We start from the raw sequence: 19,370 nt of genomic DNA, 5'->3' as shown, positions 1-19,370 counted from the left end.
CCGTCCACGACCCCAGAATTTCATGTATCGTGCGCATGATGGTCTGAGACTAGACCAACACTACCCGGGGCCTCTACAGTGGATTTCAATTATGCACACGGTATTACCGGTTTCGTGTGCATATTCGGGAAACCGGATTTGTCGACGTGCAACCCCAGGGGAGAAGAGAAGAGTGATAGCTTGCAACACTCACACGTCGTTTTCGATTTCTGTTTCATCCACTTCTGCGCGTTCTTCTAAATCCTTCTCCTCATGCTCATCTCCCTGCTTTTCGCTATCAGTAGGTTGTGACTTGTAATTGACCTCATAGAGTGGAGTATAACGGCGAAAAGCGTCTGCGTCTGCATATCTTTTTGGCGCTTTCTGTAGTGAAAGCAACATTGGGAACAGAAATACCAGAAGCACAGTAAGCCATTGGCGAATTTTCAGGGGTGAACCAATCATAGTTACCACAATAACAGAGGTAATACCGAAGATCGATATTAGGAGTGTTACCTTACCTAGCGCTAACAAGGATTCTTTAATCCAGATGACACGGTCGTTATGATCGATACGCTCTCGATAGGTTTTGAGCCGTTCTCGCCAATAATCTTCTTCAAAATCGTCGTTAGAGATGATTCGATGAAGATCCTCTGGATTAGAAGCGTTATGAACACCACGTGCTTCATAACCAGCTGCAAATAGATTCATTCCAGCACTCAATACTAAGAAACTTCCAGTTAGAGCAGAAACCCACTTCATTGACATAAGACATCCTTCAATACCAGAAATTGTACAATAATTTGACGTGACTAAGTCATTCACCTGAACAAGGGTTTGTGGGTCTAACGCACCAAATAACGCTGTCGGTGCAGCGACAAATAATAGAAGGAGACGGAACATTTGCAGTCCTTCTCTGGAGAATTCTTTGAAGGTGTCTTGCTGCTGACTTAGTCGTTCCTTCGCTCCTTCGTATTCTGTCTGCAGTATATTTGGATCAGATTCTCCTGTGTTAGCCCTATCAAAGATTTTGCCAGGCATATTGACTGTGTATATAGTGAAAAATCAGACTATATGAAAGTACGTCCAACATCATGCGCTTTAACAGGAGTAGCGACGGGCCAGTTGATCTGACGCTTCAATCTTAGCTGTGGCTATTCAAACTGACGAATCGCCTCACTTCCTCTGAGCCCATGCTTATCCGTGATCTCGGCTGCGAGGTTCAAAGCTCAATCTTCTTTCGGCGTATCTTCGCATTCCCAAGCAAGTAATGCGAGTGCATACACGATCAGTAGGTCGTCCTGTGGATGTCGCATAATGCTCGCGTTTGGCTGCAGCTCCACTGATAAACCTTCGTGGGTGTATCCGACAACCACAGTTATCAAGATTCTGTCACTCTCTATCAATAGGGTAGCCCCGCTATGACATCCAATATCTGCTGGCTCAATTTTTCGCGAGCGCGGCGCGCAGAGCGCACGCCGCGCAATCACCCTCCCCCCATAGGAGCATAACAGAATCGTCCCCGTATTCTTATTCGGTAAACGATCTTCTCAATGTTTGATTCTAGCTGGGAAGGGACGTAGTCCAATCACATATTACAAAGTATGATCGCTATTGACAGCGCTGCGCTTACGAACGAAGATGATCCGATAATGATTGATAACCTAATCAGTGAATATTTAGAATCAGCTACCTTTGCTAACTGATAATTTTGCCACACAACTTCTTCTACTACCTCATAATCATCTAGAGATTTCAAGTCATCATAGTAATCTTCTGGAGTGTTACGATCTAGAATACTCTCCCAGAGGAAGAATCCCCTCTCCTTATCAGGGGTTCTTGGATAAACTACAAACCCAGAAATTGTGATCGCTATTAAACCTAATAGGATAGTCAAACCAGAAACTATGTTGAAGGAGGTATTCCACTGCTCAGATACTGAGAAAATAAAATTCACATAAAGTGCTAAGAACGCTAATAACCCACTTAATAGGACAGATGCTTTTTTATCAGCATACTTAACATATGAGTCTAAATGCTCATACGATTTGTCAACAAGGTATTCCCTATCTGCCATCTAGTCACTCACCTGACTGGGGGAAGGAGGAGAGCATATAAAATCATGATACCGGTATAAATCATTCTCTTTCTCATCAAGTTGCCAAATATAGAGTTCCCCAGGAGAATTCAACCCATACACACCTTGGTCTTCGAAACAAACATCCTCATGATATCCTCCTTTCTCATGGGCAAAATAATAGATAGAATCACTTATCAGGAATTGGTCCTCTTCAGCGATGTCCTCAAGTTTGGAAGCTATATTGGCAGAGTTCCCAATTGCAGTCCGACGGTTCAAACTGTGAACACCAACTCGGGAGATATGAGCGACACCATAACTTGCACCTGCGCTAATTGAAATGGGCACTATATTTCTTTCCTCTAATTTTGGGTTTATGTGGTATTTGAGGGCATATTTGACTGTCTGTAGATAAAGTAGTACCGTTTGACAAGCTTCAACATCACCATCTTCAGATCCAAAATATACCAGAATTCCATCCCCAGTGTTTTTCTCAAATGTCCCGTCATAATGACGGGCAATTTCCATAATCTCCGGTATAAATATATTCAGCATCATTAGAATGTCTTCTTCGTCATTTTCCTCGCAATATTCGGTAAACCCATTTATATCAATAAATACAAATCCCAGAGAAAGCTTTTTTGCAGATCCAATTAGCATATCCTCCTTATCAGGCATCGTTCGCCCAGACGGGATCTCATCTAAACGCTCTTCGACTTCTTCGACTCTCTCCTCAACCCGATCTTCGATAGGACTTGGATCGAATTTCATAACTGGCTGATGTCTGGTTGCTAACAATGAGGGATACTACTGCCTTTTACTTTGCGAACATGTATATAACTCTGGAAATGGGATGGTTCCGTCTCGCCATTTACTGATTATATGATGAATCCATCATGTTTGCTTCCTTCATATGCGGAGGACAGATAGAATAAACGACTACCGTTTCAGGTGCTTCAACTGGAAATCCGTGGCTGAGGTGTGGGTGGGGGCGCTGTAATTTTTTGGCGCTGTCCCTTGGGACACCCCAACCCCTATTCCATCCGAAAGCGCATACTCACAACAGAGCCCTACAGCAACGATTTTCCTCGAGACTACTACAGCGATCGTCTAACGACCGGCTTCGTAAAGAACTGAATTTGGCTCCGACTCGCACCTCCCGCTTATTCCGGTAAAAAACGAACAGTCTGCTACTCGTCTGGCTCGTCCGTGACAGCACGCCGACGGAGCCACTCGAGCGAGAGTGCGCCCCCGAGAAGGCCGGTGCCGGTAGTGAAGCCGGGAATGCTATCGGAGTCGTCCGTGCGCTCGTTGGCGTGCCGCTCGTCGGTTCCCGTCTCGTTGGAGCCGTTTTCGGATCTATTCGTGGTGGCTCCGCTCTCGGTATCCATCTCCGGGGCAGCGTCTCCAGTGCTTTCGTTCGTCTCGTCTCGAGGCCGATTCTCGCTCGAGTTCCGCGCCTTTGCTTGCGAAGCCGCGTTCTGTGAGTCCACCAGCACCGAGTCAGTCGATCCCCTTTCGCAGGAAAGGACGCCCTCCTTCTGATTCGGAGCCGACAACTGTCCTATGTCGTCACAACTGTCCGAGAAGACCGCGATCGTAACGGGCGCTGCGTCGGGAATCGGGAAGGCCGTCGCGACCCAGTTCGGCGCGGCGGGCGCGTCGGTCGTGCTCGCGGACATCGACACGGAGGGTATGTCCGAGGCCGCCGAGTCCATCGACGGCGAGACGCTGACGATCGAAACCGACGTCAGCGACTCCGAGGACGTCGACGACATGGTCGCGGAAACGGTCGACGAGTTCGGTTCGCTCGAGGTCCTCGTCAACAACGCCGGCGTCGGAACGTTCGGACACGTGACGGGCCTCAGTAACGAGGACTGGGACCGAACGATCGGTATCGACCTCGACTCGGTATTCTACGGCAGCCGCGCCGCGCTTCCGCACCTCGAGGAGTCGAACGGGTGTATCATCAACACGGCCTCCATCTCGGGCCGGGGCGGCGATCACGGACTCGAGGCGTACAACGCGGTGAAAGGCGGCGTGCGAAATCTCACGAAGGCCCTCGCGATCAACCACGGCCCCGACGTCCGCGTCAATAGCGTCAGCCCCGGACTCGTTCTGACCGACGCGACGCAGGACTTTCAGGACAGCGAGGAGATCATGGACGAGTACGAAGAACGGATCCCGCTCGAGCGGGGCGCGGACCCGGAGGAGATCGCCAGCGTGATGGTCTTTCTTGCCTCCGATGCCGCCTCGTACGTCTCTGGTCACGACCTCGTCGTCGACGGTGGGATGACCGCCTCGGCCGGACAGCCGAAGTTCGCGACGTATCTCGACCTCGACGAGTAATCGCTCGACAACTCGTCAGAACACGGAAACAGAGTTTGGAACCCTCTCTTTCGCTGGGTTCTTTATTCGCCTGTGACGCCTTTCGTTCGGATTTTAGACCATACTGCGGCACTCAGAACTGGCACCCTAACGGCTCCATCCAATTATCGGGGACTCCTTCGAACTCGAGGGATCGGTGAACGGCTGGCATTCGCGTGCCTCTCGTCGGATTCGTTGCCCGGTCGAAAAAGCGTTTCATCGCTTCTCTTGTAACCGCTCGCGGCGTTCCTCGAACTCTTCGTCCGTGATCTCGCCGCGAGCGTAGGCGGTTCGCAACTCCTCGAGTGCGGCGTCTCGCTGGAGAGCGTCGGGCTGACCGACCACTCTGTACAGGAGATATCCGATACCGAGAATCACGAGCAAAGGGACGAGTAGCGTGAGAAACAATACCAATACAGTTCCAGCGCTGTTGCCCATTCCGCCACCCCACATGTGTCCCCCACCCCACAGGCCCATCATCGGCATCATTACGACCATCATCAGGAACGGCAAGAGAAGGATTACGGCGATGACGACCAACACCGTCCGAATCAGGGACTCGTCGATGGCCATATCTCGAAATACGCACACACGAGTATTGAAACCACTGTGTGAAACCGATCTCGCGGGAGAGTGCTCGCAACTAGTTTCTTCGCCGTCTCACTGGGAGAACGATCCGCGGAGATCACTCGTTTCTTCGAGTCGGCCACTGACGGAGATCGGACTCGGTGTACCCGAGTAGCGTCCGCCGGCGTTTATCCAGGTCGGCGAGTGACGCTTCGAACGCGTCGTCGGAGACGGTCGGGATGTCGGCTTCGTTGAGGGCGTTTAGATTCGGCGGCGGCGGAACATCGTCCGACGGCTGGACGAAATTCTCGTGTAGCGTTCCGAGGTAGTTCTGGATGCTTTTTCGGGCGCTCCGGACGAGGATACCGCTCGGGCGATGTTCGTCCGGGATACCAAATCGGATGAGCGTCAATGCGTCGTCGAGGGCCGCAATTTCGACGGCCGGGGATCGGTCGGACCGGGCGCTGTGAAAGTAGTGAAGAACGGGGTAGGCCTTGTGATTCGCCGTCAGCTCCGTCAGTTGCCTGACGTAGGTGTTTAACGGTAGATCGAGTTCGTGCAACGCTTCGCCGTCCCAGGCTGCTCGGACGATCTCCTCGCCGTGCGTTCCGGCTCCGCTCACGTTGTTAGCGAATGCGCGTTTTTGGGTGACCGCGTCGAGAACCGACAGCACGTAGGTGACGCTCAGCGTCACGAATAGCAACCCGCTTCCCGTCGCGAAAACGGTGAGAAGCTGCCAGATTCCGTCTCGAGGCGCAAAATCACCGATACCTAACGTGAAAACCGTGTAGCCGACGAAGTAGATCCGGTCGGTCCACGACACGGGACCGCGGTTGAGCGTATCGATGAGGGCGCCCTCGGCCCCGGCGAAAATAAGCGTCCATCCGCCCCAGAGCAGGATGATCCATCCCGTGAGGCTCAACGCGAAGACTAGCGGCCCCGAAAGGCTAAGGAGTCGTGAGTTATGGGCGCCGATCCGTCGTAGTGATCGCCACGTCCACACCATCAACCGAGACGTGAGCGGGCCGGCACCGCCCGCGACCCAGAGCGTCGTCCAGAGGAGGTCGATTACGGTCCCTCCCAGAAGGAGCACGCCAACTGCGAGGTAGATTCGGTTCATTTCATTTTCCGAGTGACGTTCCGGTTTCCTTGCGCTCCGTGGGTGCCCACCTGATCGGTCGGTTGTGTACCTCGAGCGGGTGACGTGTCCGATAATCCCGGGATGGAAAGATCGACGCGCCGGAGTAGCTGCGCATTGATTGCGACGATAACGGTACTGAGCGACATCAAGATCGCACCGACTGCTGGGGACAGTAAGAGCCCGACAGGCGCGAGGACGCCCGCCGCCAGCGGGATGGCGAAGACGTTGTAGCCGGCGGCCCAGACGATGTTCTCTTGCATCTTCCGGTAACTCGACTTGCTTAGTTTCACGAGGCGGGCAACGTCCATCGGGTTGTTCTGTACCAAAACGACGTCTGCGGACTGAACAGCGACGTCCGTCCCGCTCCCGATGGCGATGCCAACGTCCGCTCGAGTCAACGCGGGTGCGTCGTTGACCCCGTCGCCGACCATCCCCACGAGCTTGCCCTGGTTCTGTAGCTCTCGGACTTTCTCGTCTTTGTCTTCGGGCAGGACTTCCGCGAACACCGTGTCGATGCCGAGTTCGTCGGCCACCGCATCGGCCACGTCCCGCGAGTCACCGGTCAGCATCGCCACTTCGACATCGAGTTCGTGGAGCGCATCGACGACCCGATAGCTTTCGTCGCGGATCACGTCCGCCATTGCGAACGCGGCGATCGGGTCCCCCTCGCGAACGACGTACACGACGGTCTGTCCGTTTTCGCCGGCCTCATCTGCGAATCGTTGTAGATCGGACGGGACGTCGGTCTCGAGGTGGGTCAGCAGGTTTGGACCGCCGACGTGGACTTCGTCACCCGCAACCCGAGCGCGAACCCCTCGTCCCTTCAACGCCTCGAAGTCTTCCACCTCCGAAACGCCGACACCACGTTCGGCAGCCGCCTCGCGAATAGCGCGAGCGATCATGTGTTCCGAGTCCCCTTCGACCGCCGCTGCGAGGGTCAGCGCTTCTTCCTCGTCGATACCGTCTGCGGTCTTTGTACCGACGACGCCGTGTTCGCCCTCGGTGAGCGTCCCGGTCTTGTCGAAGACAATCGCGTCCAGGTTTCGCGCTTCTTCCATGGCGATACGATCACGTACCAACATCCCGTTTCGGGCCGCCATCGACGTGTTGATCGCGACTACGAGCGGAATGGCGAGGCCGAGCGCGTGAGGGCACGCGATCACGAGCACGGTGACAACTCGCTCGATGACTGCAGCGTCGAACGACGCGGCGACGGTCCATGCGACGCCGGTCACGGCCGCCGACGATACAGCGACGTAAAACAGCCACCCGGCGGCTCGATCGGCAAGCACTTGCGTCCGCGACTTGCTCCCTCGTGCTTCCTCGACGAGGCGCATGATCCCCGCAAGCGTCGTCTCCTCGCCCGTCGCTTCGATGCGGATGCGGAGGCTCCCATCGCCGTTGATAGTCCCGCCGATCACCTCGTCGCCCGGATCTTTCGAAACCGGCATCGACTCGCCGGTTATCATCGACTCGTTCACGTCCGAGTCTCCTTCCGCCACGACGCCGTCCGCGGGGACGCTGGCACCGGGACGAACGAGAACGAGATCCCCCTCGGAGAGGTCGCTCACCGGAACCGCTTCGGTGTCACCATCGTCCGTGATCCGTTCGGCGGTATCGGGCATGAGCTGTGCCAGTTCGTCGAGTGCGCTCTGTGCCTGTCGAACCGATCGCATTTCGATCCAGTGACCCAGCAGCATAATATCGATCAGGGTCACGAGTTCCCAGAAGAACGCCGACTCGGTCGGCAGGACGACGCTCGCCAGGCTGTAGACGAACGCGACCGATATCGCCATCGAGATGAGCGTCATCATCCCCGGCGACCGCTCGCCCAGTTCGGGGGTGGCCATTCGGAGGAACGGGACGCCACCGTAGGCGAAGACGATCACCGCGAAAATCGGATTAATCCACTCGCTTCCGGGAAAGGCCGGGACCGAAAAGCCGAGCCACTCTTGAAGCATCTCGCTATAGAGAAGCACCGGAATCGAGAGCAGCGTCGAAACGAAAAACCGACGGCGGAACATCTCCTCGTGGCCCTCGTGCATTCCCCCGTGATCGGTGTCGTCGTGCCTGCTTCCCTCTCGATCCGTCCCGCGTCCGTATCGCGATTCGATCGCCTGCGCTGTCTCGCCGGCGTCGGTAGCTTCCTCCTCGAGCATCGACTGTTCGACGTGCGGTTCCGATTCGTTTTCTGCACCACTCGTTTCGTCACCGTCGATCGGCTTGGATGTGTGATCTGACCCTGCTCCAGCCAGATCGTCGTCGTCCGGCGAACGGTCGTGATTGTGATCGTCCATAAGTGTCTAGGCGCTGCAGCGACCGTTCCAAGGTGGTCGATCGTCAACGATCATCGGGCTCATCCGTCTCGGAAGAGAGAATCAGTTTGCCGAGGACGAGGCTCACGACCGCCGCTAGACAACCGGCGACTGCGGCGAGTGGCCGGCGATGTATCGAAACCCAGAGCTGATAGCTCCGATCGTGTGCGCGCTCGTCGAAGCGACCGCGCGCACCGAAATCTCCCGCGAGCGGCTCGTAGAGATTGTGCCCTCTCTCAGAATCGGCCGGCTCGTCGGTCTGCTGTGAGTCGTAACCGCCGCTTGCGAGGTACTGATCGAGTCGTCGGGGGACGAGCCGATTGCCGAGGATCGCCTTCATCGTCGGCCAGCCGACCCAGAGTTCGTCGCGTTCGGTATCGACGGTCCAGGTAATCGCTCGAGCAGCGACCTCGGGTTGGTAGATCGGCGGGACCGGCTGTGATTTGCGCGGCAACCGACTCTTCGTCCACTCGAACTGCGGCGTGTTCATCGCGGGCATCTGGACCATCGAGAGTTGGACGTCACAGTCGTCGTGAAAGAGCTCCGTCCGGACGGATTCGGTGTATCCCTGAATCGCGTGTTTCGCGCCGCAGTACGCCGATTGGAGCGGGATCCCCCGGTACGCCAGCGCCGATCCGACCTGGACGATCGTCCCGTCGTCGCGGGGTCGCATTCGCTCGAGTGCGGTCTGAGTTCCGTGGACGTACCCCAGATACGTGACCTCGGTGACGCGGCGGTAGTCGTCGGCGGTCATCTCCGACGCGGGGGAAAACACCGACACCATCGCGTTGTTCACCCAGACGTCGATCGGACCGAACGCGTCCTCGACGGCGTCGGCTGCCGCCTCGACTTGCTGGGGATCGGCGACGTCCGTCGGAACGGAAATCGCCTCGCCGCCGGCTCGTTCGACGTCGTCTCGAGCGCCCTCGAGTCCGTCTTCGCCCCGCGCGAGCAGGCCGACCTTCGCGCCGCGTTCGGCGAACGCGCGAGCGGTCGCTCGCCCGACGCCGGCCGATGCACCTGTGACGACGACGACTTCCGAGTCAGTCTGTTCGGACATAGTTAGCTACTCAGGGGGTTCAGTCGGTCGACCGATTCGAAGGTGGCGTAGCGCTCCCAGCCGCCGTAGTGGTCTGCGATCGGACCGCGCGGGATGCTGAGGGCCAGGACGAGTGCTCCAGCGACAGTGGCGTTGACGGCTGCGATAGCCGGGACGCCGACGACGAACCACGGAGCGACGATGATCCACACGGCGAGCGGGACATTGAGGAACCGAATCGCACGAGCGGGTTCAGCGGTTGCGATCACGGTGAACGAGACGATCAACGAGCCGACGAGGTGACTGCTGTCGGCCATGATTCCCGACGTTCCGAAGACGGTCAGCGAGAGCATGAGCCAGACGCCGAGCGCCATCGCCGCGAGTAGCGACCACGGGATCGAAACGCCCCAGAACGGCTCGCCGACCGGCGAGTCGCCGATCGGTCGCGTCTCGGTCTCGTCGACGCCCGCCTCCGTCTCGGGTATCGTCCCTCCCATCCAGAAAGCGGTCCAGAGACTGTCCCCCTGGCCCATTAGACGGACGACGTACTGCCCCATCGCGACGACCTCGTCGACCGTCAGCGCGATCATCCAGAGCATGCCGAACGCCGACAGCAGACAGAGGGTACACCACGTCCCGACCATGATGGGTTGCATGATGACCAGCAGCACCTGCATGAAGCCCAGCGGGATCACGACGACGCCGAAGAACGCGACCATCCACGGCATGGTGCGCCACCGCCGGCGATCGCCCATGAATCCCATGAGCGCCTCGACCGAGTAGGCGACCGCCCCGAGACCGGCGTCGGAGACCGGGAAGGCGGCCGATACCCTCGAGGTGAGGATCTGCTCGGTCCCCGACCCGTACAGCGGATCCCAGACGCCCGAGATATACTCGAGTTGATACGCGGCCATGTACCACGAGGCGAAGAAGCCGAAAATTCCGAGCGCGATCAACGGTGCGCGCTGAGCGCGCGTCGAGGGGTTGTACGACCATCCGGGCGGAACGGTTGGCCCGTCCATCTCCGAGCGCATTACGACGAGTATCGAGAACGTGATCACCATGATGCCGACGAGAGTGTTGTTGGCGTAGGCCGCGGCCGTCGGCGCCCAGAGCGCGATCGGCGAGAACACCAACCACAGGCCGACGAACCCGTTCGCGTAGTTGGCGTAGCCGCTCTCCCGATAGATCGTGATCCCGGCGAGCGTGATGAGAACGAGTCCGGTGAGTATCGTACTCCAGGTCATCAAGGCGCTCCCGTAGCCCAGCGTCGGCGGGCTCGCGAGGAGCCAGAGCCCGAGCGATATCACGGCGTACTGGGGCCAGATCTCCTTCGTCGGATGGGAGAGCATCATATCGCCCGGACGCATCGAGCCGCCGTCACCGTTATCGCCGCTGTCACTGTTATCGTCGCCGTTACCTGGGTCCCGCCCTCCGTTCCCTTCGTCATGACCGCTGTCGGCATCGGTGCGTCGCGTCCCGCCGTCGGGTTTACTCGGTGCGGTCGGTGCGGCGTCCGGTTCCGATTCTTCGGATGAGTCGTCGTGTCTCTCGTCGTTGGTCATGCGGTATCTCCTCTCTCGGTGTCGCTCGGCTGTCGGATGATCTCACCGCCCAGATCGCTGTCCTCCGTCCACTCGTCGCGCCCGAGCGGCTCCCGCGATCCGCCGCTCGAGCCGTCCGCGTCGGCGAGGTAGAGGACGCTGTTGATGAGTCCGATGTGGCTGTACGCCTGCGGGAAATTGCCGCGCTGTTCGCCGCTTTCGGGGTCGATCGCCTCGGCCAGCAGTCCGAGCGGGCTGGTGTACTCGATCACGGACTCGAAACGGTCGGTCGCCTCGTCGGTCCGCCCCGCCAGTGCGAGTGCGGTGACGAGCCAGAACGAGCAGACGACGAACGGACTCGCCTCGCCGGGGAGTCCGTCGTCGCCTTCGTACCGTCGGACGAGGCCACCGTCAGTCGCCAGGCGGTCAATCGTCGCGTCTATCGTGCCCTGGACGCGAGCGTCCTCGGGCGGGAGGAATCCCACGATCGGGATGAGCAGATTCGCCGCGTCGAGACTCTCTCCGCCGAACGTCTGGACGAAACTGTTCGCCCGGTCGCTGTACCCGCGCTCGAGGATCGCCTCGCGAACGCCCTCGCGGCACGTCCGCCACCGCTCGAGTGGGGCCGACACGTCGTCCCCGGCGGCTTCGGCGAGTTTGATCCCGCGGTCCAACGCGACCCAGCACATCACCTTCGAGTAGACGTAGTGTTTCGGGCCGTCGCGGGACTCCCAGATGCTCGAACCGGGTCGCTCCCATCCCTCGCAGACGTAGTCGATGAGATCGCACATGACCGCCCAGTCGTCGGTCGTCACCGCCTCGCCGTAGCGGACGCTCTCGTAGATCGCGAGAATCAACTCGCCGTAGACGTCCAGTTGACGTTGCTCTCGGGCCGCGTTCCCGACGCGAACGGGAGCCGACCCGCGATACCCTTCGAGGTGATCGAGAACGTGTTCCTCGAGGTCGTCGCCGCCGTGGAGGCCGTAGACCGGCGGAACGTCGGCGGGCTCGTGACCCCCGCAGTGGTCGAGACACAGCTCGAAGTACGAGCGCGCTTCGTCGAGGTGGCCCAGTTCGGCCAGCGCCTGAACGGTGAAGGCCGCGTCGCGGATCCAGTTGAACCGGTAGTCCCAGTTGCGCACGCCGCCGAGGTCCTCGGGGATCGAAGTCGTCGGCGCTGCACACACCGCGCCGGTCTCTCGGTGAAGGAGGAGTTTGAGAACGAGCGACGACCGAACCGCCAGGTCGTGCCACGGACTATCGATGGGACAGTCCGCCCCCGCACAATCGTGGCTCCACTCCCGCCAGTAGCCGACGGCCTCGTCGAGCGTCTTCTGGTGGTGAGACGACTCGAGGGGGATCGCCTCGCCGTAGCCGAGGACCAGCCAGCGCGTCTCGCCGGGTTCGAGCGTTACCGTCGCGCTCGCCCCGTGCCCATCGGTCGACGGTCGGAGCGGGAGATCGCTCGAGAGGACGGCTCGTTCGTCGGTACCGATCGCGACGACGCCGTCGGAGGTTCGTTCGACGGCGGGTACGTCCCGCGCGTAGTCGAACCGCGGCTCGAACGCGACTTCGAGTTCGAGCGGCCCGGTGTCACACTCGAGCTTTCGGTAGACGGCTGGCGGTCGGACGGGTGACTCGGCCGTCTCGGCGACGGGCATGAAGTCCGTTACGGTCGCGCTGCCGTCGGCCGTCTGAAACGTCGTCTCGAGGACGGTGGTCCGGTCGCGGTACCGTTGAACGGACTCGAACGACTGGGTCGGTCGGACGGCGAAGTGCCCGCCGCGGTCGGCATCGAGTATCGCGGCGAACACGCTCGGCGACTCGACGTGCGGGAGCGGACACCAGTCGATCGAGCCGTCACGGCCAACCAGCGCGACCGTATTCCCGTCACCGATCGCACCGTACTCCGTGAGTTGTTTGTACTGCATGGACGCGTTGATCACCGGTCGTTTTGCGCGTAGCCGTTCAGTCGACTCTGCGTAATCGCTCGAGTACCCGCATCCAGTTCGTTATTCGGCAGTCATACGAAAGCGAGGACTATGGTCAGCGATAGTTGCGACGTAGGTATTGTAGCCTCCAAAGCTCGCCACGAGGGTTCCCGAGATGACGTCGATCGACCGAATCAAGCGCTTGATGGCCGAACGCCAGCTGAGGAGGTGCTGAAATAGACAGTGCGGACAGCCTACCGGCTTACGGTATATTTATAAGAATTCCTATAGTTAGTAATCGACCAGATGGACGCACAACACGAGGTGGATTGGCGGTGTCTGAAAGTACGGTTTCGGTGCTTCCCGAGCAGTTACGAAAACGTGACCAGTGGGTCTCTGACGAGAAGAATGTCGAGACGGGAAGCCAACGAAGATCCCGGTGACACCGGGGAGTGGTGAGTTTGCGTCCTCGACGGATCCGACCACATGAGCATCAGTCGAGACGGCGCTCGAGTATGCTAACTCGAGAGAAGCGGATGGCGTCGGGTTCGTGTTTACCGACGACGATCCACTTGTCGGTGTGGACTTGGATGACTGCCGAGATCCGGAAACTGGGGACGTCGACGACCCAGATGTCGAAGCCCCGCTCGTCGGCGCCGCAATCGACGAGGACTAACCATCGGATGTGTCGCACCTAGATAGAGTCAGTGAAACGGACTGAGGTTATTACGCTCGACAGGCCTCATAGTCTCTGCAACCTCGACCGATCGGAGATTCGCTGGCCCAGCGAATCCGCATAAGTACCTTCATACGTGGATCCATAGACCGACGTATGACAAACGACACGTCGCTAGGGACGCGTCTCAAAGCAGAGCTGACAAAGGACTTCACGGTTAGCGTGGTTGCCGTCCTCATGGCGCTACTCACCATCTACCCGTTGTACCGGATTGGAGTTTCGTTTGCAGCATCCTTTCTGCTCTTACTCGCGATCGCGGCAAACATCCCACACGCTTACGAGCAGTACTGGCCGATCTCGTACTCGGGGGGTGCTGCCGTCGTGTGGACGATCTCGGCGGCACTCATCACGTCAGGGGTCTTGATTGGCGCCTACCAGCTCGCCCTGTCCTTCGTGGAGAGTCCATACGCCGGTATCATCGCGTACTTCGTAACCGGCGTCGTTCAGTATGGCATCGCCGCTCTATTTATGCGCGTCTATCAAACGTCGTGACCAAACCCTGGCGACGAATGAATGATCTGTACATGGAGTGTCCGAAATGAGCGTGTCCGTGACCTCTTTCGGAGTGTCTCGTTGTCGAGGGTGGGGGTCATTCAGGGAATCGGAGAGGATACCCATGGGCGATGACCAGAATGCCGATGAGATCCTCGCCCTCCTTGACGACAGCTACGCCCAAGAGATCCTCCGGCAGACGCGAGGCGACGCGATGTCTGCAAAGGAACTCAGTGAAGCGTGTGACATCTCGATCTCAACGGTGTATCGTCGTGCGGATCGTCTCGTCGACTGCGGGCTCCTCGCGGAACGACGGGTACCGCAACCCGACGGGAACCACTACAGCATGTACGAAGCGCGATTGGACGAACTCACGGTTCGGCTCACCGACGACGGGTTCGAGATCACGGTCGCCGAGCGAGCAACCGGACACCTCGCCGACCGCTTCACCGAGATGTGGGAGGGCCTGTGATGACGGCACTTCAGATCGGTGGCGTACAGTCCCAATCCGAGTATCTCCTGTTGCTCTCCGCGACGCTGATCGCGGCGGGATTAGCGCTGTTCATCGTGTTTCACGCCTACTCGGGCTACCGCCGGAACGACAGTGCTCGAATGCTGTACCTCGCAGTAGGCCTCTGTCTCATCACTGTCGTCCCGATGTCTCTCTCAATTGGGGTCCACTCCCTCGGCCAGAGTATCGACTTCCAGTCGCAGATCTATACGTTCTATCTCCCACTCCTCAGTCGAATGAGCGAAATCGTTGGCCTGTGCACTCTCCTCTATTCCCTGCTCGTAGTCCCAGGACAATCCCGGTGAACGGGACGAACCACATACTCGATACTCTATATTCAGCGCCGCTTGGTACAGGGCAATTTCGGTCTCTTCTGTGGAGGGGATTCGTTCGAACCATTCGTTTCCATGGTTGTCACCTCCAAGAAGACATCTTCGAGAGTGCTGTCTTCCCCTGTTTCCAAGCGGTCTTTCAGCTCTGCGGACAGTCACAGCGAGACGACGGTTGACGAAAATAGTGGTCGAGTCCAGCACCAAACGTAACGCTTACCGACTATCTGGGTCCCAAGTCCTAATCCAGTGTCCATACCCCCTCGTGTCCAGTGTCTTCTCACAATCTGCGAACCGAACTGCACCCCACTGTGTCCAGTGTCTCAGATAGCTCGAGAGTAGCAGGCTACCCCACCGTGTCCAGTGTCTTCGCGACCATTTCGGTACACTGACGACCACCCCAGTTTGTCCAGTGTCTTTGGGTGTCAGAGATCCTGATCGAGACGCTGCTGAACGGCGTCGGTTACCCCCACCATGTCCACTGTCTCGTCGAGAGCTTCGAGTAGGAGATCAGGATTTGTGTCAAGAGATACTCGTAGTACCGACCACCCGATTCACCTCTGTTCCGCTCTGTACGACTCGCAATCCCCAACATCGAGAGCTCGCCGAGATGGTCACGCATCCGTCTCGGAACGAGCGGGTCAACTGCCGCTCGACCACAGATAATTTCGTATTGATCTGCACGTCACGCGCCCGAATCGGTGTATCACCTTCTTCGTGTAACATCAGGAGGGCGTACAACACGAAATGTCCCTGCTGGGTAAGCCCAGCAACGCCGTCGACGATCCGACTCCGCTTGAGAGACTCTCGAGCCTGGCCGACGGTTTCCTGCGTAGCGTCCTGTTCGACAGCCACGTCTCCTGCTTCCTTGACATCCTCCCCGCGCTGAGGCGGGAGGTTTTGCGCCTGCTCATCCCATAAACCCCCTCGAACACCGGGGGCTGTTGCTGAAGTGTGCCGTCTCCAATCTTCGTCGAAGGGAAGGCATCCGTGAACCGCCTCGGGGCAAGTGGTTCGAGAATCGAAGATTCTCGTCATCAGGAAATCTCCGGTTTCCGTACGACCACGAGGCACTCGGCCTGCTCCGCCTGTAGAGAGTGTGACTATGGTGTGTCTTTCGGCGATTGTAACCGTTTTCTGCGAGAATACGTTTTCCTCTTCCAGCGACAAGGTATACATAGGTGACCGAATCTAGTCGTTCTGAGGGAGTTAGCTCCCATTTCTCCGGACGAACAGCTGTCATAGACGGCTTCAAATACGAGCGAGAAGGACGACTGTTTAAATAGAGACTACCTGATACCGTCTATGAACTCAACAATCGGTCCAATGTGGCAGCGGTACCGGTCGGTGCCACTGATCTATCGCATCGCACTTGCGTTCCTTCTCGGATCCGCAGCGGGGATCGCATTCGGTGAGCAGATGACGGTCGTTGCACCGCTCGGAGACCTATTCTTGCGGCTGCTCAACATGCTGGTGATCCCGATCATCGTCTTCACGCTGCTGACCGGAATCCGTCAGCTATCGCCAGCTCGGCTCGGCAAGATTGGGGGAGCAACTGTCGGCCTCTACGCAGTAACGACTACCATCGCAGGCATCATCGGACTCGCCGTCGCGAACGTCCTTCAACCCGGCCGTGGCGTCGAATTTACTGGTGGTGAAGCCGAGTCCCAGGCACCGCCCTCGCTCACCGAGGTCGTGCTCGGTATTGTCCCGAGCAATCCTGTCACTGCAATGGCAGAGGGGAACCTGCTCGCAACCGTCTTCTTCGTGATTATTTTCGGTATCGCGCTCACCTACGTGCGTGCCCGACAAGATGAACTCGCAGATCGTGTTGACTCGGTATTCGAGGCGTTCGAAATTGGAGCCGAAGCGATGTTCGTCGTTGTTCGTGGCGTCCTCGAGTACGGTGTGATCGGCGTATTCGCCCTCATGGCTGCTGGGATCGGCACCGAGGGAATCGGCGTATTCTCGTCGCTCGGTGAGCTCGTGCTCGCTGTCGCGATCGCAGTTGTCATCCACATCTCGTTCACCTACCTACTGCTTCTCATGAACGTGGTCGCTGATGTCTCACCGCTTGCTTTCCTCGTTGGCTCGAAAGACGCGATGGTGACCGCCTTCGCCACCCGCTCCTCGAGCGGAACACTTCCGGTGACGATGAACAACGCCGAAGAGGATCTCCGTATCAAGGAGCGTATCTACTCGTTCGCGCTTCCAGTTGGTGCCACAGCAAATATGGACGGCGCCGCCATCCGACAGGCGATTACCGTCGTCTTCGCCGCGAACGTAGTCGGACAACCGCTTGCCTTCTCCGAGCAAGTACTCGTGTTGGTCGTCGCCGTACTCATCAGCATTGGCACCGCTGGCGTCCCCGGGGCGGGGATCGTCATGCTCACCGTCATACTCAACCAGGCCAGTCTTCCGCTTGCGGTGGTCGGATTCGTCGCCGGTGTCGACCCGGTCCTCGGTCGCATCGCGACGATGAACAACGTGACCGGTGACCTCGCGGTTTCGACTGTCGTCGGCAAATGGAACGACGCCATCGACCTCGACGACGGCGTCTGGACGCAGACGTCGGCCAACGGTGGAAATACCGTCTCTGGTGATGATTAGATACGAGATAAAGCGCTACGTGTGAAGTCCCATGGCTTCGATTTGCTCCTGATATCGGTTTCGAATGGTTACCTCAGTTACTTGCGCGACGTTCGACACTTCTCGTTGTGTCCGTTTCTCATTACAAAGGAGACTCGCTGCGTAGATTGCTGCTGCCGCATATCCTGTCGGCGATTTTCCCGATAACAGCCCCTGCTCAGCTGACGTATCGATGATTTCGTTCGCTTTCCCTTGAACTTCATCAGGCAACTCGAGTTCAGAACAGAACCGAGGAACGTATTTTTTCGGATCGACAGGTTTCATCTCGAGGCTGAGTTCTTGTGCGACATATCGATACGTACGGCCAATCTCTTTCTGATCGACGCGTGAGACTGCAGCGACTTCTTCGAGTGATCGGGGGACACCTTCCATCCGACAGGCCGCATAGAGCGTACTCGTGGCAACACCTTCGATGGAGCGCCCCCGGATGAGATCCTCATCGAGAGCGCGTCGATAGAGGACGCTGGCGACCTCGCGAATAGATCGGGGAACCCCTAATGCAGACGCCATTCGATCGGTTTCAGAGAGGGCGAACTGAAGGTTTCGTTCGCCAGCGTCCTTCGTTCGAATGCGTTCTTGCCATTTCCGAAGCCGATTCATCTGGCTCTTCTTTTCTGATGAGATAGACCGGCCGTAGGCATCTTTGTCCTTCCAGTCGATTGTTGTGGTTAATCCCTTATCATGCATTGTCTGGGTTGTTGGGGCACCGACGCGGGATTTGTTGTTCCGTTCTGTATGATTGAATGCCCGCCATTCTGGTCCCCGGTCAATTGTCTCTTCTTCGAGGATCAATCCACAATCTTCACAACTCACCTCGGTTTCATCTGAACTTCGAATAAGTGAACTCGAGTCGCACTCTGGACACGTTTGAACGCCCTTTTGCTCAACTGGTTCGTCTGTCGTCTGCTCTGTGCGCTCTTTCTGACGAGTAGGGCGTTCCATGAGTGAATTGTAAATCATCCCAGAGAAGGTTAAAGGCTCTGTGAATTCTGAGGTTGTTTTGACGTAGCTGCCCGAGTGCAGATCGAAAATAGGCGAGAAACATCACAGAGAACACCAAGCAAAATCGTTTTTCACTTCGATAATGGGTCGTATTGGATGAGAGATTTGCTCACACCACCTTGTAAGTATTCTGACTACACCACCTGCCAGTGTTCGGCCCACACCACCTTGCAAGTGTTTTCAGGTTCAGAATTAGTGGGGGAGGGAGTTGAGTTAGTACGGTGTCGGATACTCCCGAATATGGCGAAGGAGGAAGGATCCAGATGGTAGTAGTACAGTTTTCTCGACTACTAGCTAGCTCTATTAACCTGATGTTATGGTAGCTATTGGATGGAAACGAATAGGAGAAGAAGGCCTCATACTCACAAAAAGCAGAATTCAGAGAAAGTATTCATCTGAATTTTCCCTGATATTTACGCATCTTTATCCACTATCTTCACCCCATATAATTCCATTATTCTGGTAGAGTAAAGAAGGCTTGCAGGATGGTGTGTGTATCGCTACGCTATCTTCTCTGGTCCGATAACATCAAAAACGGAAGTTAGTTTCTCTAACGTCGATACCTGTTTATCTAGGACATCCTGAAAACGCTATTTCTGGTGGAATTTCTCCCTTCCTTTTGACCGTTTCCGATCTGGATGAGAGGTGTGTAGTCACTTGTTCATTTAATTTCTTTTTCTAAGATCCTCAG

The 19,370-nt window shown here is 57.3% G+C and carries 18 protein-coding genes and 1 pseudogene; 7 read left to right on the top strand and 12 right to left on the bottom strand.

Annotated features, from left to right (window positions below):
- Nucleotides 1–189 precede the first annotated feature (189 nt).
- The 4 genes from BM348_RS20705 to BM348_RS15935 all read right to left on the bottom strand — a co-directional run bounded on the left by BM348_RS20705 (nt 190) and on the right by BM348_RS15935 (nt 3,447).
- On the bottom strand, nt 190–1,020 hold the full coding sequence (locus BM348_RS20705) for a hypothetical protein (RefSeq protein WP_139231207.1): 831 nt from the start codon (nt 1,018–1,020) through the stop codon (nt 190–192).
- Between the two features lie 547 nt (nt 1,021–1,567).
- On the bottom strand, nt 1,568–2,056 hold the full coding sequence (locus BM348_RS20700; protein WP_139231206.1) for a Pycsar system effector family protein: 489 nt from the start codon (nt 2,054–2,056) through the stop codon (nt 1,568–1,570).
- On the bottom strand, nt 2,057–2,827 hold the full coding sequence (locus BM348_RS15940) for an adenylate/guanylate cyclase domain-containing protein (protein WP_092906252.1): 771 nt from the start codon (nt 2,825–2,827) through the stop codon (nt 2,057–2,059). It abuts the gene before it with no gap.
- A 419-nt stretch (nt 2,828–3,246) separates the two neighbouring features.
- Nucleotides 3,247–3,447, bottom strand: a complete 201-nt coding sequence (locus BM348_RS15935) for a hypothetical protein (protein WP_139231205.1) — start codon at nt 3,445–3,447, stop codon at nt 3,247–3,249.
- Nucleotides 3,448–3,622: 175 nt separating this feature from the next.
- Between BM348_RS15935 and BM348_RS15930 the strand changes: the two genes are divergently transcribed.
- The gene (locus BM348_RS15930) at nt 3,623–4,405 is read left to right on the top strand and encodes an SDR family NAD(P)-dependent oxidoreductase (protein WP_092906248.1); all 783 of its coding nucleotides are present in this window, start codon (nt 3,623–3,625) and stop codon (nt 4,403–4,405) included.
- A 234-nt stretch (nt 4,406–4,639) separates the two neighbouring features.
- On the opposite strand, the gene BM348_RS15925 is transcribed toward BM348_RS15930, so the two are convergent.
- The 6 genes from BM348_RS15925 to BM348_RS15900 all read right to left on the bottom strand — a co-directional run bounded on the left by BM348_RS15925 (nt 4,640) and on the right by BM348_RS15900 (nt 12,960).
- Entirely contained in the window at nt 4,640–4,996 is a 357-nt protein-coding gene (locus tag BM348_RS15925) for an SHOCT domain-containing protein (protein ID WP_092906246.1), read from the bottom strand.
- 112 nt (nt 4,997–5,108) lie between these two features.
- Complete coding sequence (locus BM348_RS15920; protein WP_092906244.1) at nt 5,109–6,110, bottom strand: potassium channel family protein; 1,002 nt, start codon at nt 6,108–6,110, stop codon at nt 5,109–5,111.
- Nucleotides 6,107–8,176, bottom strand: coding sequence for a copper-translocating P-type ATPase (locus tag BM348_RS15915; RefSeq protein ID WP_394328108.1), 2,070 nt, complete (start codon nt 8,174–8,176; stop codon nt 6,107–6,109). The genes BM348_RS15920 and BM348_RS15915 overlap by 4 nt, the downstream gene beginning before the upstream one ends.
- Nucleotides 8,177–8,471: 295 nt before the next feature.
- Complete coding sequence (locus BM348_RS15910; RefSeq protein ID WP_092906242.1) at nt 8,472–9,506, bottom strand: SDR family oxidoreductase; 1,035 nt, start codon at nt 9,504–9,506, stop codon at nt 8,472–8,474.
- A 2-nt stretch (nt 9,507–9,508) separates the two neighbouring features.
- The gene (locus tag BM348_RS15905; RefSeq protein WP_092906240.1) at nt 9,509–11,050 is read right to left on the bottom strand and encodes a vitamin K epoxide reductase family protein; all 1,542 of its coding nucleotides are present in this window, start codon (nt 11,048–11,050) and stop codon (nt 9,509–9,511) included.
- The gene (locus BM348_RS15900) at nt 11,047–12,960 is read right to left on the bottom strand and encodes a glycoside hydrolase family 15 protein (RefSeq protein WP_092906238.1); all 1,914 of its coding nucleotides are present in this window, start codon (nt 12,958–12,960) and stop codon (nt 11,047–11,049) included. The genes BM348_RS15905 and BM348_RS15900 overlap by 4 nt, the downstream gene beginning before the upstream one ends.
- A 335-nt stretch (nt 12,961–13,295) precedes the next feature.
- On the opposite strand from BM348_RS15900, the pseudogene BM348_RS21950 reads away from it, so the two are divergent.
- The 4 genes and pseudogenes from BM348_RS21950 to BM348_RS15880 all read left to right on the top strand — a co-directional run.
- Nucleotides 13,296–13,588: pseudogene (locus BM348_RS21950) on the top strand (hypothetical protein); the annotation flags it as partial.
- A gap of 204 nt (nt 13,589–13,792) precedes the next feature.
- Entirely contained in the window at nt 13,793–14,188 is a 396-nt protein-coding gene (locus tag BM348_RS15890; protein ID WP_092906235.1) for a hypothetical protein, read from the top strand.
- 124 nt (nt 14,189–14,312) lie between these two features.
- The gene (locus BM348_RS15885; RefSeq protein WP_092906233.1) at nt 14,313–14,660 is read left to right on the top strand and encodes a winged helix-turn-helix domain-containing protein; all 348 of its coding nucleotides are present in this window, start codon (nt 14,313–14,315) and stop codon (nt 14,658–14,660) included.
- A complete protein-coding gene (locus BM348_RS15880; RefSeq protein ID WP_092906231.1) occupies nt 14,660–15,004 on the top strand; it encodes a DUF7521 family protein in 345 nt (114 codons plus the stop codon). Before BM348_RS15885 ends, BM348_RS15880 begins: the two co-directional genes overlap by 1 nt.
- A gap of 487 nt (nt 15,005–15,491) precedes the next feature.
- Here the strand turns inward: BM348_RS15880 and BM348_RS21945 are convergent, their stop codons facing one another.
- Nucleotides 15,492–15,650 carry a hypothetical protein gene (locus tag BM348_RS21945; protein WP_245779494.1) on the bottom strand — a complete coding sequence of 53 codons (159 nt, stop codon included), beginning with the start codon at nt 15,648–15,650 and terminating at the stop codon, nt 15,492–15,494.
- Between the two features lie 125 nt (nt 15,651–15,775).
- Here BM348_RS21945 and BM348_RS21940 point away from each other — a divergent pair, with 125 nt between their 5' ends.
- Together BM348_RS21940 and BM348_RS15870 are read left to right on the top strand one after the other, a co-directional pair.
- On the top strand, nt 15,776–15,949 hold the full coding sequence (locus tag BM348_RS21940) for a hypothetical protein (protein ID WP_245779493.1): 174 nt from the start codon (nt 15,776–15,778) through the stop codon (nt 15,947–15,949).
- Nucleotides 15,950–16,333: 384 nt separating this feature from the next.
- Nucleotides 16,334–17,638 carry a dicarboxylate/amino acid:cation symporter gene (locus tag BM348_RS15870; RefSeq protein WP_092906229.1) on the top strand — a complete coding sequence of 435 codons (1,305 nt, stop codon included), beginning with the start codon at nt 16,334–16,336 and terminating at the stop codon, nt 17,636–17,638.
- 15 nt (nt 17,639–17,653) lie between these two features.
- On the opposite strand, the gene BM348_RS15865 is transcribed toward BM348_RS15870, so the two are convergent.
- On the bottom strand, nt 17,654–18,619 hold the full coding sequence (locus BM348_RS15865) for a transcription initiation factor IIB (RefSeq protein ID WP_092906453.1): 966 nt from the start codon (nt 18,617–18,619) through the stop codon (nt 17,654–17,656).
- Between the last annotated feature and the right edge of the window lie 751 nt (nt 18,620–19,370).

Source organism: Halostagnicola kamekurae (assembly GCF_900116205.1).
GTDB classification, from domain to species: domain Archaea; phylum Halobacteriota; class Halobacteria; order Halobacteriales; family Natrialbaceae; genus Halostagnicola; species Halostagnicola kamekurae.
The sequence above is the reverse complement of the archived record's forward strand: the minus strand, read 5'-3'. Positions and strand labels throughout refer to the sequence as shown.